Source organism: Jannaschia seohaensis, from assembly GCF_900116765.1.
Taxonomy (GTDB): domain Bacteria; phylum Pseudomonadota; class Alphaproteobacteria; order Rhodobacterales; family Rhodobacteraceae; genus Jannaschia; species Jannaschia seohaensis.
Genome location: NZ_UETC01000001.1, coordinates 263,988 through 279,805, shown reverse-complemented (window position 1 = coordinate 279,805; position 15,818 = coordinate 263,988). Strand labels below are relative to the sequence as shown.

Here is a 15,818-nt window from a genome sequence, read left to right as displayed (position 1 = left end):
CCCCACCACCACTTCCAACAAAAGGGAACACCGACATGAAGCAACTGACGTTCGCGGCCGCCACGCTCGGCCTCGCCCTGACGGCCGGCATGGCCGCCGCGCAGGATTGCCCCGAGAACCTGCCCACGATCGAGCCCGGCAAGCTGACCATGTCGATCAACGCGACGCTGCCGCCGCGCCAGTATCTCGACGCCAATGGCGAGTTGCAGGGCCTGCACCCCGATCTCGGCAACGAGATCGCCCGCCGTCTCTGCCTGGAGCCGGTCTATGCCAATGTCGGCTTCGAGGTGCAGATCCCCGGCCTCGCCTCAAAGCGCTGGGACATGGTCAACACCGGCATGTACTACAACCCGGACCGCGCCAAGATCATGCGCATGGTGCCCTATGTGGTGAACGCGCTGGCCATCGTTGTCGAGCGCGGCAACCCGATGGGCGTGACCGGCTATGAGGATCTGGCCGGCGAGCCGGTCGGCACCGAGATCTCGGGCTTCGCCGACAACCTCATCCGCGAGATCAACGCCGCGCAGGTCGAGGCGGGCATGGAGTCGATGGACATCCAGGCTTTCAACACCTTCGGCGATGCCTTCGCCGCGCTGGGCGCGGGCCAGGTCAAGGCCGTGTTCGGCCCCGACGCCACCGCCGCCTACCTGGCCGAGCGGGGCGCCTTCGAGGTCGGCGCCTCGGGCCTCAACCCCGGCCTGCCCTCGTCCTTCGGCTTCGACGGCGAGACCGGCGAGGAGCTGGCCGAGGCCGTCGCCCAGGTGCTGCGCGATATGGTCGAGGACGGAACTTACAACGAGATGATGAGCGCCTATGGCGCGACCCAGATCCAGCACTGGTCCGACTACGAAGGCGACATCAAGATCTACTACAACCCGGAGTGATCCCCCGACATGAGCCTGGCCGCCCCCGCGCGGCCGGGCCCCGCCGCGGGGCACGTCCCGCGGCCCTATCCCCCAAACGAACCCGGAGACACGCGTGAACTGGAGCTGGGAGTTCTTCTTCACCTACATGACCAACGGCCTGATGGTCCGGGGCGCCTGGACCACGGTCTGGCTCTCGGTCGTGTCGATGATCCTTGGCCTTGGCCTGGGCGTGCTGGCCGCGATGATGAAGATGTATGGCAACCGCGCCCTGCGCTACATCGCCGAATTCTACATCTGGCTGTTCCGCGGCACGCCGATCCTGATCCAGCTGGTCATCATCTATACCGGTCTGCCGCAGATCGGCATCCGCCTGACGGTGATCGAGAGCGCGATCCTGGGCCTCGCGCTCAACGAGGGCGCCTATCTGGCCGAGATCATCCGCTCGGGCATCATGTCGGTGGACAAGGGCCAGACCGACGCCTCCCGCGCGATCGGCATGACCTGGCGGCAGCGCATGTGGCTGGTGATCCTGCCGCAGGCCGCGCGCACCATCATCCCGCCGCTGGGAAACCAGTTCAACGGAATGCTCAAGACGACCTCGCTCGCCTCGGTGATCTCCATGGAGGAGCTGATGCGCTCGGCGCAGATGCTGGCGCAGGTCGAGTTCCGGGTGCTCGAAGCCTACACGGTGGCCGCCGTCTGGTATCTGGCGCTCGTCTCCATCTGGGGCATGATCCAGGTCCGCATCGAGGCCCATTACGAGAAACCCTTCGGTCCCGCCGCCGCCGTCTCGCCCGACGCCAAGAAACAGATCGAGAAGGCCGCCGGACCGGCCGGGACCGCATAAGGGAGGCATGACATGACCGCGCAAGACCCCCAGATCGCCCGCGCCGGGCGCAGCCTCGGCGAGCCCATCGTGCTGATCGAAGGCGTGGAGAAGACCTTCGGCGACAACCATGTCCTCAAAAACGTCTCGCTGACCGTGCGCCAGGGCGAGGTGGTCGTGATCTGCGGCCGCTCCGGCTCGGGCAAGAGCACCCTGCTCCGCTGCATCGACCATCTGGAGACCATCGACGGCGGCACCATCCGCGCCGCGGGGCACCTGATGGGGATGCGCGAAAAGAACGGCAAGCGCGTGCCCCTGAAGGACAGCGAGGTCGCGAAGCAGCAGCGCGACCTCGGCATGGTCTTCCAGAGCTTCAACCTGTTCCCGCATATCAGCGTGATCGACAACATCACCCTAGGCCCCGTCCGCATCCAGAAACGGCCCAAGTCCGAGGCCCGCGACGAGGCCCGCGCGCTCCTGGCCCGTGTCGGCCTGCCCGACAAGGAGAACGCCTATCCCAGGCAGCTCTCCGGCGGGCAGCAGCAGCGCGTCGCCATCGCCCGCGCGCTGGCGATGAAACCCAAGGTCATGCTCTTCGACGAGCCGACCTCGGCGCTGGACCCCGAGATGATCTCGGAGGTGCTGGATGTGATGGTCGACCTGTCGCGCCAAGGCATGACCATGATCGTGGTCACCCACGAGATGGGCTTCGCCCGCGCCGCCGCCGATCGGGTGATCCTGATGCATGACGGCTCCATCGTCGAGGAGGCCGACCCGGAGACCTTCTTTACCGCCCCCAAGAGCGAGCACACCCGCCTGTTCCTGTCGAAGATCCTGCATCACTGAGGATGGGCGTGGTGCGGACAGTCCTGGGCGATGTCGATCCGGCCCGGCTGGGTCCGGTCGCGGTGCACGAGCATGTCCTGTTCGACATCGTGCCGCCCGGCGCGACAGGCGACCGTGACGTGCCGATCCAGATCGAGGATCGCTGGCAAGTCGATTACCGGTCGAACGAGGCGCCGGCCAACGCCCACCAGACGGACGCGGACGCCGCGGCCCGGGAGCTGGCCTGGTTCGCCGAAGAGGGCGGGTCCGTGATCGTGGACCAATCCGTCGCCGGGCTGGCGCGGGACGCGGCGGGCCTGGCCGCCGCGTCGAAAGCCTCCGGCGTGCATGTCGTGGCCGCCGCCGGACGCTATACCGACGCCTATCTCAGCCCCGAGATGCGCGCGATGGAGGTGGACGCGCTCACCGATCTCTTCACCGCCGAGGTGGTCGAGGGCCTCGACGGCACCCCCATCCGCGCCGGGCTGATCGGCGAGATGGGCTGCTCCTGGCCCATGACCGAGGCCGAGCGCCGCGCGCTCCGCGCCGCCGCCCGCGCCGCGCGCGCCACAGGCGCCGCGCTCTCGGTCCATCCGGGCCGCGCCCCCGGCGCCTGCATGGAGATCCTGGACCTGGTCGAGGAAGAGGGCCACGCCCTCTCCCGCACGATCCTCTGCCACATGGACCGCACCCACCCGGATGGCGGCGGAATCGCCGCCCTACTGGACCGCGGCGCCTGCGTCGAATGGGATTTCTTCGGCATCGAGCAGTCGCATTACTGGATGGGCGAGACCGAATTGCCCATGGACCGCGACCGCGTCCGCCTGATCGCCCGCTTCGCAGAGGCCGGCCATGCCGACCGGATCCTCGTTAGCCAAGACATTTGCACCAAGACCCGGCTGCGCGGCTGGGGCGGACACGGCTACGGCCACATCCTGCGCAACGTGGTGCCGCTGATGCGGCGGCTGGGGCTCGACCCCGACCTGATCGACCGCCTGATCCGCACCAACCCGCTGCGCCTGCTGACCCTGAAGGAGACACAAGCATGACGACCGGCTTCCGCGGCACCTATACCGTGATGGTCACCGCCTTCGACGCCGAGGGCCGCCTCGACCTCGACGCGCAGGCGCGTTTCACCGACTGGCAGGTGCGCGAGGGCATCCACGGACTGATCCCGCTGGGATCGACGGGCGAGTTCCTGTCGCTGACCCCCGAGGAGCGCCGCGCCGTCGCCAAATGCGTGATCGACACCGTCGCGGGCCGCGTCCCCGTCCTGATCGGCGCCGGCGCCGAGAGCACCGACGAGGTGATAGATAACGTCGCCATGGCCGAGGAACTGGGCGCCGACGGCACCATGATCATCCCGCCCTTCTACTCGACCCCCACCTGGGACGAGCTGATCCACCATTACGGGCGCATCGGGGAGGCGGCCAAGACGCCGGTGATGATCTACAACAACCCCGCCACGGCGAATGTCGACCTGACCCCGCCGCTGGTGGCCGAACTCTCCAAGCTGCCGCGGATCGACTACATCAAGGAATCCACGATGGACGTCACCCGCATCCGCGACATCCTTGATATGTCCGACGGGCGGATGACGGTGTTCGGCGGGATCATGGGCTTCGAGAGCTTCGTCGAGGGCGCCGAGGGCTGGGTCGCGGTCGGCTCCAACATCGCGCCGGCCAAGCTGGCGCGGCTCTTCACGCTGACCGCCGACGACGAGGATTACGCCGCCGCCCGCGCGCTCTACCGCGAGGTTCTGCCGGTGATCCGGCTGGTGGCCGGGCAGCGCTACGTGTCGGGCAGCAAGGCCGCGCTCGACATGATGGGGATGCCGATGGGCGCCCCCCGCCCGCCGCGCCTGCCCCTGCCCGAAGCCGAGCTGGCCGAAGTGCGCGCGGCGCTGGAAGCGGTGGGCGCGCTGCCCGAGGCCGTGGCCTGAGTGACGCTCGACTTCACCTTCGAAGGCCAGGCCGTCCGCGCCCGGCCGGGTGACAGCCTCGCCGCGGCGCTCGCCGCGGCCGGTCAAGTCGCGCTGGGCGCCCGGCGCAGCGGCGCGCCGCGCGGGGCGTTCTGCGGGATGGGAGTCTGCCATGACTGCCTCGTGACGGTGGATGGCGCGCGCGGTCGCCGGGCCTGCATGGTCGAGGCCCGCGCCGGCATGAACGTGCGGCGCGAGGCGGAGCGGACCCTAACCCCCGGCACGACGCCCCCGGCGCCACCCCGCACGGAGCGGGCGGAGGCCGATATCGCGGTGATCGGCGCGGGGCCCGCCGGGCTCTCCGCGGCGATCCAGGCGGCGGAGGGCGGCGCCCGGGTGATCGTGCTCGACGAACGTGGCGAGTCCGGCGGCCAATATTTCAAACCGCGCAGCGGCGGCTATCGCGGGGATCACGCCCCCGACCGCCAACACCGGCGCGGGACGGCGCTGCGCGGGCGGGCCGAAGCCTCGGGCGCGCGGATCCTCTCGGGCCAGAGCCTCTGGTTCGCGCGCCCAGAGGAGGACGGCTTCGCCCTGCGCTCCCTCGGCGAGGACTGCGCCTGGCACCTGACCGTCCGCGCGGTGATCCTCGCCACCGGCGCCTATGAGCGGCCCGCCATGGTGCCCGGCTGGACCCTGCCCGGCGCGATGACCATCGGCGCGGCGCAGACCCTGGCCCGCCGCTACGGCGTCGCCCCGGGCACGCGGGTGCTGATCGCGGGGCACGGACCGCTGGGGTTGCAGCTGGCCGCCGAGTTGGAGGCCATCGGCGCTCGTGTCGTCGCTCTGGCGGAACGGGGCCGCCCCGGCCCCGGCGCGGCGCTGGTGCGAGCGGTCGCGGCCGCGCCCCGGCTGGCCCTGGACGGCGCCCGTTACCGCCTCGCGGCGCTGCGCGGGCGCGTGCCCGTGCTCCAAGGCTGGGAACTGGCCGAAATCACCGGGGAAGACCGCGCCGAAGGTGCCGTGCTCCGGCAGATCGCGACAGGAGAGTCCCGCCGCTTTGCCGCCGACACAGTGGCCGCGGGCGACGGATTCGCGCCGCAACTTGAGGTGGCGCGCCTGCTCGGTGTCCCCCTCACCCTCGACCCCGGGACGGGAGACATCCGCCCGGAGCGGGACGAAACCGGTCGCACACCGGCCCCTGGCGTCTGGATCGCGGGCGACGCGGGCGGGCTCGGCGGGGCCGAGATCGCGCTGGCCCAGGGCCGGCTCAGCGCCGAGGGCGCGCTGAATCATATCGGACGTCCCGTGCGCGATTCCGGCGCAGACCTGCGCCGCCCCCGTGCGTTCCAATCCGCCCTCTGGTCGCTCTATGCCGCGCCACCGCGCGCCACGCCCACCGGCGGCACGATCCTCTGCCGCTGCGAGGAGATCACCGCCGCCACCGTCCGCGCCGCCATAGCCCAGGGCGCGGACGACCCCGCCACGCTCAAGCGCGCCACGCGGCTCGGCATGGGCCGCTGCCAGGGCCGCTATTGCCTGCCCCAAGCGCTGCGCCTGCTGGCGGAGGCCGGGCACCCCGCCCCGCCCGAGGCGCTCTTCGCCCCGCAGATCCCGGCCCGGCCCGTGCCGCTCGGCGCGCTGGCGCTGGAAAAGCCCGAATGGGGCGGCCACCTGGAAAGCGCCCCGGCCACGCGCCCCGCGCGCCCCGATCCTCGCCCCCTGAGCGCAAGCTCCGCCGATCTCGTGATCATCGGCGGCGGCGTCACCGGCATCTCCGCCGCACTCCACGCCGCCCGCGCGGGCGCCTCGGTGGTGTGCCTCGACCGGGGACGGGTCAACGGCGAGGCCTCGGGCGGAAACGCGGGCAGCCTGCATCTGCAACTGCTCAGCTGGGATTTCGGCGGCAAGGCGGTGGGGTCGGGCGATCTGCAACTGCGGACCTTGCCGCTCCAGGCCGAGTCCATCGACCTCTGGCAACGCCTGGAGACGGAGCTGGGCGCCGATTTCGAGATGGCCGTGACCGGCGGGCTGATGGTGGCCGAGAACCCCGACCAGATCGCCTTCCTGGAGGCCAAGGCCGCCGCCGAAGCCCGCATCGGCATCCAGACCGAGGTGATCGACGGCGCGCAGGTCCGCCGCATCGCCCCCGCCATCTCCGAGGACGTGGTCGCCGCCGCCTGGTGCCCAGGCGAGGGCAAGATAAACCCTCTCGCCGCGACCCCGCCCCTCGCCGCCGCCGCAAGGGCCGCGGGCGCGCTGATCGAGGAGAACGCCCCGGTGCGCGGCATCGCCCGCGACGGCCAGGGCTATACCGTCGACACGGCCCGGGGCCGGATCACCGCCCGCCGCCTGCTGATCGCGGCGGGCGGCTGGTCGGCCGGGCTCGCGCGGATGCTCGGGGCGGAGCTGCCGATCAAGGGCGCGCCGCTCCAGATGGTCGTCACCGCGCCCGGCCCGGCGCTGGTCCCCTGCCTGCTGGCCCATGCCGACCGGCACCTGTCGATGAAGCAGACCGCCGCCGGCTCGGTCATCATCGGCGGCGCCTGGCCCGCCGTCACCGGCGCGGGCGGCCAGACGCAGATCCTGCCCGAAAGCCTGGAAGGCAATCTCTGGGTCGCCCAGCGCACCGTGCCGCAGGTCGGCAGCCTCCAGGTCATCCGCAGCTGGGCCGCCATGAATATCGACATCGACGGCGCGCCCCTGATCGGCCCCGTCCCCGGCCTCGACGGCGTCACCATCGCCGCCACCGCCAACGGCTACACCCTCGGCCCGCTGATGGGCCGCGAAGCCGCCGCCGCCGCCCTGTCGGGCCGGCTGCGGCAAGACCTCGGGGCGTTTTCCATGTCCCGTTTCACCTGAGAGGAGCAGGCCCCATGACGGACCTCAAGATCACCGCAGGCCCCTATGCCTTCGACGCAAGGCTGGAGCGCGACGCCGCCCCGCAAACCTGCGCCGCCTTCGAGCGCGCGATGCCCTTCCTGGGCCAGATCGTCCATGTCCGCTGGTCGGGCGAGGGCGTCTGGATCCCCCTGGGCGACCGGGATTTCGGCGTCGGCTACGAGAACCACACGAGCCACCCGGCCCCCGGCCATATCATCCTCTATCCCGGCGGCATCAGCGAGACCGAGATCCTGCTGGCCTATGGCGGCGTCGATTTCTCGTCGAAGATGGGACAGCTCGCGGGGAACCATTTCATCACCCTGACCTCGGGGCTGGAGAACCTGATGGCGCTGGGCAACCGTGTCCTCTGGGAGGGCGCGCAGGACATTCGGTTCGACTATGCCTGAGAGGGCGCGACGGTGATCCGCCTCGCGCTGGTGGGGCCGGGCCGCTGGGGCCGCATTCTGGTGGAGGCGGTCCAGGGCCTGTCCGAGGACGTGGTCTTCACCCGCGCCGTCGCCCGCTCCCCGGCCAAGGCCGCGGACTGGGCGGCGCGTCACGGCATCGCGCTGACCGACGACCTGGACGCGGTGCTCGCCGACCCGGAGGTCGATGCCGTCGTCCTCGCCACGCCGCATTCGCAGCACGCGCAACAGATCGCGCGGGTCGCGGCGGCGGGCAAGGATCTGTTCTGCGAGAAGCCGGTCGCGTTGACCCTGGCCGAAGCCCGCGCGGCGCTGGCGGCGGTCGAGGCGGCGGGCATCGTCTTTCTGCCCGGCCATATCCGCCGCCACCTGCCCGCCTTCGCCGAGATGGCGCGGCGGGTCGCGGCGGGTGAGCTGGGCCGCCTGCTCCATGCCGAGGGCAACATGAGCAGCGACGTCCGGGTCGGCGAGGTCTATACCCCCGAGATGTGGCGTCTCGCTCCGGGCGAGAGCCCGGCGGGCGGGCTGGCCGCCGCAGGCATCCACGTCATCGACCTGATGATCCATCTGATGGGTCCGGTCGCCACGCTCTCGGCGCTCAGCGCCCGGCTGGTCCACGAGATCGACCATGATGACACGACCACGCTGATGATGCGCTTCGCCAGCGGCGCGACCGGCACGGTCGGGACGCAGACGGCCACGGCGCGGGAGTTCCGGCTGCAAGTCTTCGGCGCGCGCGGTTGGCTGGAACTGCGCGGCCAGAACCAACTGACCTGGGCGCCGGTGGAAGGCCCCCGCACGCGCCTCACCTGGCCCGCGGTCTCGATGGAGCGGCAGGAACTGGAGGCCTTCGCCCGCGCGATCCGGACGCGGACCTGCCACCCGATCCCGATGCGCGAGGTGCTCGGCGGAATCGCCGTGTTCGAAGCCGTGCCCGCCGCGCTGGCGAAAGCTTCCTCCGTCTCCGTGCCATCGGAATAGCGCCGCGCGTTTCCCTCGGGGGTGGCAATCTTGCCGAAAATTAGACCCCCGTTCACGAAGCCCCGGTTATTCAACCACGGAATCGCCCAAATCGTTAGCTACATAATGCCGACCATAGCCCTTTTCGGAGACCCTGATGTCGACGCCGCCCCCTGATGCGGACAGGCCCCCGCTCCTCGGCAGGCTGCGCCGAGTGGCCGGGTTCACATTGCTCATCACGGGGGCCCTGCTCTTGGCGGGGGCCTTGCTGGGGTCCGGGGGCAATTCCGATATCGCGTCCGAATTGACCCACGTCACCGACGCCGCCTCTCACACCGCCTTCGCGACGCCCCGGGGCCCCGGGCCGCGGGTGCGCGCGACCACCGGCGAGGGGCGCTGCGCCATCCGGGCCGAGGCCGCGCCCGAACCGGCGGCCCGCATCGCGCTCTCGATGACCGCGCCCTGCCACGCCCGCAGCCGCGTCGACGTGGTCCAGGGGCCCTTGGCCGTGACGACGCTGCTCGACGATGAGGGGCGGGGCGAGCTGATCCTGCCGGCCCTGGCCGAAGCGCCGCTGATCGCCGTGATCGTCGAGGACGCGGAGGCGCTGACGCTCCAGACCTGGGTCACCGATTTCGGGCTTTATGAGCGGGCCGTGCTGCAATGGGGCGGCGGCGTCGGTCTGGGCCTGCACGCCTTCGAAAACGACGCGACCTGGGGCGATCCCGGCCATGTCGGCCCCGAAAGCCCGCGCGACGCCGATTACGCGATGCAGGGCATGGGCGGGTTTCTTACCCAACTGGGCGACCCATCCGTCTCGGACGGGCTGGGCGCGCTGGTCTACACCGCGCCGCAGGGAGTACGCGCCGCGCTCACCCTCGAAGCCGCCGTGACCTCCGAGACCTGCGGCCAGAGCATCGACGCCGCCGCGTTCCGCGTCGGCCCCGGCCTCGATGCGGAGCCGCGCTCTGTCACCATGACGGTGCCCGGCTGCCAGGCCGTGGGCGATTCGGTGCTAATCGACGGGGTGCTCGGCAGCGTGGGCGCCCGCGACTGACCGGCGCCCTGCGCGCCGGCGTCCGATCGAAGTCCAAGGCAAGACCGGTCATCGTTTCCCTTAAGGCCGCGCCAGCGGCCGGGAGGGGGCCTCATGTCGATCAGGGTCGAAGCCGAAAGCACGCCGCGCGCCGCGCTCTCCGATGCGGCCTGGTCCGATGTGCTCTCCGCGATCGAGACCACCTATTCCGAACTGGCTTCCCACCAGGACAAGCTCGAGGCGCAGAACGCCGCGCTGGACGAGGTGCGCCGGCTGCTCAGCTCGATCCTGGGCTCGGTCGGCGACGCGATGGCGGTGCTGGGCCGAGACGGGCGCGTGACCCGCGCCTCCGCCTCGCTTGCCGACCGGATCGGCGGAGACCCGGCGGGGCTTCCCGCGGCCGATCTCTTCGACCCCGATGGCAGAGCCACTGTCGCCGCCGCGCTCGACCGGCTGCGCTACGATCCGAGGCCCGTCTCCTTCGAGGCACGGCTGGCGGAGGGCGAGCCGCTGGACGTGGCACTCTCGCCACTGCTCGACGGGCGCCGCCGGTTGGAGGGCGCGGTGCTGATCGGCCGCCCCCTGGGCGAGCCGCGCGCCGCCTATGCCGAGCTTGAAACCAGCCACCGCCAGCTCAAGGAGGCGGAGACCCTGCTGGTGCGCAACGAGAAGATGGCCGCCCTTGGCCGGCTGCTCGCCGGCGTGGCCCATGAACTCAACAACCCGATCAGCTTCGTCTACGCCAATACCCACGCGCTGGAGAAATATGTCGGCCGGTTGGAGACTTATTTCGCTCATGTCGAGGCCGGCGCGACCCGGCCCGAGCTGATCGCGCTGCGAGCCGAGCTGAAGCTGGACCGCGCCGTTCCCAACCTGCGCCACGCCATCGAGGGCGCGCAGGACGGGGCCGAGCGGGTGCGCGACATCGTGGCCGACCTGCGCCGCCTGTCGGCCGACGGCACCGGCGAGCGGGAGCGCTTCGACCTGGGCCAGGTCGCCGCCACCGCCGTACGCTGGATCGAGCGAGGCTCCGGCGGGACCGTGCCGCGGGTCGACGCCCCCGCGCCCGTGCCCGTCCACGGCAACCCGGGCCATGTGCAGCAGATCGTCATGAATCTCGTACAGAACGCCCATGACGCGCTGGAGGCGATCGAGCGGCCCGAGATCACGGTCACCGTCGCCCGAGACGGCGACCTGGCCGTGCTGGAGGTCCGCGACAACGGCCCCGGCATCCCCGACGCCATCGCCGCCCATGTCTTCGATCCCTTCTTCACCACCAAGCCGGTCGGGCGCGGCACCGGCCTGGGCCTGTCGATCAGCAACAAGATCGCCGAGGAGCATGGCGGCCGCCTCGCCGTCGCCTGCCCGCCCGAAGGCGGCACGGTCTTCCGGTTGGAGCTGCCGCTGGCGGAGGATGCGCGATGAACGTGCTCTGACTGCAATCGGCGGGCTGCGGTGGCTGCACGATGTCGCTGCTCTGCGCCGAGGATCCGAACGTGCTGGACCTCTTCGCGGATGCGGGAATCGAGTTGCTCTGGCACCCCGCCCTCTCCGAGGCGTCGGGGGGCGAGGTGCGCGCCCTGCTTGCCGAGATCGAGAGCGGCGCGCGCCCGCTCGATGTACTCTGCGTCGAGGGCTCGGTCGTCACCGGCCCGCGCGGCACCGGGCGCTTCCAGATGCTGTCGGGCACCGGGTGGTCGATGATGGACTGGCTCGCCGCGCTGGCGCCGCACGCGCGTGACGTGGTCGCCATCGGCTCCTGCGCGGCGTTCGGGGGGATGACGGCGGGGGGCGGCAACCCCTCGGGCGCGATGGGCATGCAGTTCGACGGCACCCATGCGGGGGGCTTGCTGCCGGGGTCGTTCCGCGCCCGCTCCGGCCGGTCCGTGATCAACGTCGCGGGCTGCCTGACCCATCCCGACTGGGTGACCGAGACGCTGCTGTTGCTGGCCGCCGATGCCTTGGGCGAGGCCGATCTCGACTCCTTCGCGCGGCCCCGCTTTTATACCGACCACCTCGTCCACCACGCCTGCCCCAAGAATGAGTTCTACGAATACAAGGCCTCGGCCACCAAGCTCTCCGAGATGGGCTGCCTGATGGAGAATCTGGGCTGCATCGGCACCCAGGCGGTGGGCGATTGCAACATCCGGCCCTGGAACGGCGGCGGCTCCTGCACGCGGGGGGCTACCCTTGCATCGCCTGCACCGCCCCCGAGTTCGAGAGCCCCAAGTCGACCTTTACCGAGACGCCAAAGATCGCCGGCATGTCGGTGGGCCTGCCCACCGACATGCCCAAGGCGTGGTTCATGGCGCTGTCCTCGCTCTCCAAGGCCGCCACGCCCAAGCGCATCGACACCAATGCCCGCGCCGACCGCGTCCGCATCGCCCCCCAACCCCGGCGGGAGCGCTCGTGACCGCGCACCGCCTTCTCGTCGGGCCGTTCAACCGCATCGAAGGCGACCTGGAGGTGCGGCTGGAGATCGAGGACGGGCGCGTGGCCGCCGCCTATGCCAACTCCCCGCTGTTTCGCGGCTTCGAGGCGATGATGGCCGGGCGCGACCCGCGCGACGCGCTGACGGTGACGCCCCGGATCTGCGGCATCTGCTCCATCAGCCAATCCGCCGCCGCCGCCCTCGCCCTGGCCGACGCGGCAGGGGCCCGGATGCCGCCCATGGGCGCGCGGGTGGCCGCGATCTTGCACGGGGTCGAGAACCTGGCCGACCACGTGACCCATTTCACGCTGTTTTTCATGCTCGACTTCGCGCGTCCGGCCTATACCGGACGCCCCTGGCACGCCCGCGCGGTCGAGCGGTTCACCGCGGCCCAGGGCTCCGGCCTGCGCGCCATGGTCGAGGCGCGGGCGGCGCTGATGCACATCACCGGCACGCTGGGCGGCAAATGGCTCCACACGCTCGCCATCCAGCCGGCCGGGGTCACCCGCGCCCCGGACGCGCGCGACCGGGTCCGTATGACCTCCACGCTGCGGGCCTTCCGCCGCCATCTGGAGCGGGAGACCTTCGGCGCCCCGCTGGAGGAGTTCGCCGCGCTAGAGACGCTGTACGCCCTGGACGCCTGGGAGACCGGCGATGTCGGCCTGTTCCTGACCATCGCCCGCGACCTGGGGCTCGCCGCCGCGGGCGTCGGCCCGCGCCGCTATCTCAGCTGGGGGGCCCATCCCGGCGCCGAGGGCCGGGCCACGCGAGCCGGGCTGTGGCAGGCGGGATCCGTGACCCCCGCCGACGCGGACGCCGTGCGCGAGGATCTGGCCCATAGCTGGATGATGGGGGAGGCGGCGCATCCGCTCGACGGCGTGACGGTCCCGGACGAGGAGATGCGCGATTCGGCCTATTCCTGGTGCAAGGCCTCGCGCCTCGCGGGCGCCCCCGCCGAGACCGGCGCGCTGGCGCGCCAGGCAGTCGACGGGCACCCGCTGGCCCAGGCTTTGGCCACCGAGGGAGGCGTGCGCGCCCGGGTCGCCGCACGCCTCTTGGAGATCGCGCGCACTCAGATCTGGCTGGAGGCGCAGGTCGCGGGAGTCGACCCCTCGCACTCCCTCATGGGCGACTGGACCCTGCCTGACGCCGCGACAGGCGTCGGCCTGACCTAAGCCGCGCGCGGCGCGCTGGGCCACTGGATCCGCATCGAGGACGGGCGCATCGCCAACTACCAGATCGTGGCGCCCACGACCTGGAACTTCTCGCCCCGCGACGCGGACGGCGTGCCCGGCCCCCTGGAACAGGCTCTGGTGGGGGCGCTCGCGCCCGAAGGCTGCGACACGCCGCTCTCGGTGCAGCACATCGTGCACAGCTTCGACCCCTGCATGGTCTGCACCGTCCACTGATGCTGGGCCGCCGCATCCGGGTGCGCGGACAGGTGCAGGGGGTCGGCTTCCGCCCCTTCGTCTGGGAGCTCGCCCGGCGGCACGGGGTCACGGGAACGGTGTTGAACGACGCCGAGGGCGTGCTGGTCGAAGCCGCCGGGGAGGGCCTCGCCGCCTTCGAGGCCGCGCTGGCTGCCGAAGCGCCGCCGCTCGCCCGCGTCGACGCGGTCGAGGGAACGGACGCCGACCTGCCTCCTTGCGGGGACTTCACCATCGCCGCCAGCGGCGCGGCGGGGGCCGAGACGCGGGTGACGCCCGACGCCGCCACCTGCGCCGACTGCGCCGCCGAGATCCGCGACCCGAGCGCCCGTCGCTTCGGCTACCCGTTCACCAACTGCACCAATTGCGGCCCGCGCCTCACGATCCTGCGGGCGCTGCCCTATGACCGCGCGCGCACCACCATGGCCCCCTTCGAGATGTGCGCCGCCTGCCGCGCGGAATACGAAGACCCGGCCGACCGCCGCTTTCACGCCCAACCCATCGCCTGCCCCGCCTGCGGGCCGCAGGCCTGGTGCGAGGCGGACGGCGCGCGGCTGAACGCCGACCCCATCGCCACGGCCGCCCGCTGGCTGCGCGCGGGCCGGATCGTGGCGATCAAGGGGCTGGGCGGCTTCCACCTCGCCTGCGACGCGACCAATCCCGCCGCCCTCGCGCTCCTGCGGGAGCGCAAGCGCCGTCCGGCCAAGCCTTTCGCCCTGATGGCGCCGCTCGAAACCGTCGCGCGCCATGCGGTGCTGGACGACACCGCCCGCGCGCGCCTCACCGAGCCGGCCGCGCCCATCGTCCTACTGCCCAAGGCCGCGCCTCTGCCCGAGGGGGTCGCACCGGGCCAGGGACGTCTGGGCTGGATGCTGCCCTACACGCCGCTGCATCATCTGCTGCTCGACGCCGCCCGTCGCCCGCTGGTGATGACCTCCGGCAACCTCTCGGGCGAGCCTCAAGCGATCGGCGACGACGAGGCGCGGGAGAAGCTGTCGGGCTTCGCCGACGGCTTCCTTATGCACGACCGGGAGATCGCCCGCCGCCTCGACGACGGGGTCGAGATCGCCGCGCCGCCCATGGTCCTGCGCCGCGCCCGGGGGCGCGTGCCCGGCACGCTCGAACTGCCCCCGGGCCTGCCCCACGCCCAGGTCGCGGCTTTCGGCGGGCAGCTGAAATCCGCGATCTGCCTGACCAAGGCTGGGCAGGCGATGCTCTCGCACCATCTGGGCGATCTCGACGATCCGCTGACGCTGGAGGAATTCTTGCGCGCCGATGCCGACCTCGCCGAGCTCCTGGGCCATGCGCCCGAGGCGGTGGCGGTCGACCTCCACCCCGAGTTCCGCGCCACGCGGCACGGGCACGCGCGGGCCGACGCGCTGGGGGTGCCCGTCTTCGAGGTCCAGCACCACCACGCGCATATGGCCGCCGCCCTGGGCGAAGCGGGATGGCGCGGCGCGACGGCCGTAGGGCTGGTGCTCGACGGGCTGGGTCTGGGCCCCGATGGCACCGTTTGGGGCGGAGAGGTGCTGGTGGGCGGCTACGCGGGCGTGGCGCGCGCCGCCCACCTGACCCCCGCGCCCCTGGTCGGCGGTGACCGCGCTCAGGCGGACCCCTGGCGCAACGCCGTCGTCCGGCTGGACGCGGCGGGGCATGGGGCGCTGGCGGAGCGGCTCTTCGGCCATCTGCCCCTCGCCCCCTTGCGCGCCGCCGCGATGGCGGGGGTGAACGCGCCGCTGTCGTCCTCCGCCGGGCGGCTCTATGACGCGGTGGCGGCCTGTCTCGGGCTTTGCCCCGAGCGCCAGAGCTTCGAGGGCGAGGCGGCCATGGCGCTCCAGACCCTCTCGGAGCGGGGCGGCGACGCGCGCCCCTACCCGTTCGGCCTCGGCCCGGAGATCGACCCGGCCCCGATGTTCGACGCGCTCGCCCGCGACCTCGCCGCCGGCGCACCGCCCGAGACCATCGCCGCGCGCTTCGAGGCGGGGCTGGCCAAGGCCTTCGCCAGCGCCGCCCGCGCCGCCTGCGACGCGGCGGGCACCGACACGGTCGCGCTGTCGGGGGGCTGCTTCCAGAACGTCTCGCTGCTCGCGCGGGTGACGGCGCGGCTCGACGGGCTGCGTCTCTGCCCCCCGGGCGAGGTGCCCGCCAATGACGGCGGACTCGCCTTCGGGCAGGCGCTCGTCGCGCTGGCGCGAATGGAAAGCGGCTGACTGCTAGA

Annotated in this window: 11 protein-coding genes and 2 pseudogenes; all 13 read left to right on the top strand. The window is 71.9% G+C overall.

All coding sequences use genetic code 11. The annotated features are described in order from the left end of the window. The first annotated feature begins 35 nt into the window (after positions 1–35). The 13 genes and pseudogenes from DTQ71_RS01340 to hypF all read left to right on the top strand — a co-directional run bounded on the left by DTQ71_RS01340 (position 36) and on the right by hypF (position 15,810). Positions 36–884 carry an ABC transporter substrate-binding protein gene (locus DTQ71_RS01340; RefSeq protein ID WP_109562484.1) on the top strand — a complete coding sequence of 283 codons (849 nt, stop codon included), beginning with the start codon at positions 36–38 and terminating at the stop codon, positions 882–884. A gap of 94 nt (positions 885–978) precedes the next feature. After that, positions 979–1,713 carry an amino acid ABC transporter permease gene (locus tag DTQ71_RS01335; RefSeq protein ID WP_245947145.1) on the top strand — a complete coding sequence of 245 codons (735 nt, stop codon included), beginning with the start codon at positions 979–981 and terminating at the stop codon, positions 1,711–1,713. A 12-nt stretch (positions 1,714–1,725) separates the two neighbouring features. Beyond that, positions 1,726–2,538: an amino acid ABC transporter ATP-binding protein gene (locus DTQ71_RS01330; RefSeq protein ID WP_109562483.1), complete on the top strand. Its 813-nt coding sequence runs from the start codon at positions 1,726–1,728 to the stop codon at positions 2,536–2,538. A gap of 11 nt (positions 2,539–2,549) precedes the next feature. After that, on the top strand, positions 2,550–3,566 hold the full coding sequence (locus tag DTQ71_RS01325; RefSeq protein WP_170125257.1) for a phosphotriesterase family protein: 1,017 nt from the start codon (positions 2,550–2,552) through the stop codon (positions 3,564–3,566). After that, complete coding sequence (locus DTQ71_RS01320) at positions 3,563–4,459, top strand: dihydrodipicolinate synthase family protein (RefSeq protein ID WP_109562481.1); 897 nt, start codon at positions 3,563–3,565, stop codon at positions 4,457–4,459. The genes DTQ71_RS01325 and DTQ71_RS01320 overlap by 4 nt, the downstream gene beginning before the upstream one ends. Then, complete coding sequence (locus DTQ71_RS01315) at positions 4,460–7,300, top strand: FAD-dependent oxidoreductase (protein WP_109562480.1); 2,841 nt, start codon at positions 4,460–4,462, stop codon at positions 7,298–7,300. It begins immediately after the preceding gene. A 14-nt stretch (positions 7,301–7,314) separates the two neighbouring features. After that, positions 7,315–7,728 carry a DUF3830 family protein gene (locus tag DTQ71_RS01310; RefSeq protein ID WP_109562479.1) on the top strand — a complete coding sequence of 138 codons (414 nt, stop codon included), beginning with the start codon at positions 7,315–7,317 and terminating at the stop codon, positions 7,726–7,728. Between the two features lie 12 nt (positions 7,729–7,740). Further along, positions 7,741–8,727 carry a Gfo/Idh/MocA family protein gene (locus DTQ71_RS01305; RefSeq protein WP_109562478.1) on the top strand — a complete coding sequence of 329 codons (987 nt, stop codon included), beginning with the start codon at positions 7,741–7,743 and terminating at the stop codon, positions 8,725–8,727. A gap of 136 nt (positions 8,728–8,863) precedes the next feature. Beyond that, on the top strand, positions 8,864–9,763 hold the full coding sequence (locus tag DTQ71_RS01300) for a hypothetical protein (RefSeq protein WP_109562477.1): 900 nt from the start codon (positions 8,864–8,866) through the stop codon (positions 9,761–9,763). Positions 9,764–9,856: 93 nt separating this feature from the next. Continuing rightward, positions 9,857–11,167 (top strand): sensor histidine kinase, encoded by a 1,311-nt coding sequence (locus DTQ71_RS01295; protein ID WP_109562476.1) that lies wholly within the window; start codon positions 9,857–9,859, stop codon positions 11,165–11,167. 41 nt (positions 11,168–11,208) lie between these two features. Next, positions 11,209–12,155 (top strand): annotated as a pseudogene (locus tag DTQ71_RS01290) (NADH-quinone oxidoreductase subunit B family protein). Continuing rightward, positions 12,152–13,582, top strand: a pseudogene (locus tag DTQ71_RS01285) (nickel-dependent hydrogenase large subunit). Before DTQ71_RS01290 ends, DTQ71_RS01285 begins: the two co-directional pseudogenes overlap by 4 nt. Continuing rightward, positions 13,582–15,810: a carbamoyltransferase HypF gene (hypF, locus tag DTQ71_RS01280; protein WP_109562475.1), complete on the top strand. Its 2,229-nt coding sequence runs from the start codon at positions 13,582–13,584 to the stop codon at positions 15,808–15,810. Before DTQ71_RS01285 ends, hypF begins: the two are co-directional and overlap by 1 nt. Positions 15,811–15,818 lie beyond the last annotated feature (8 nt).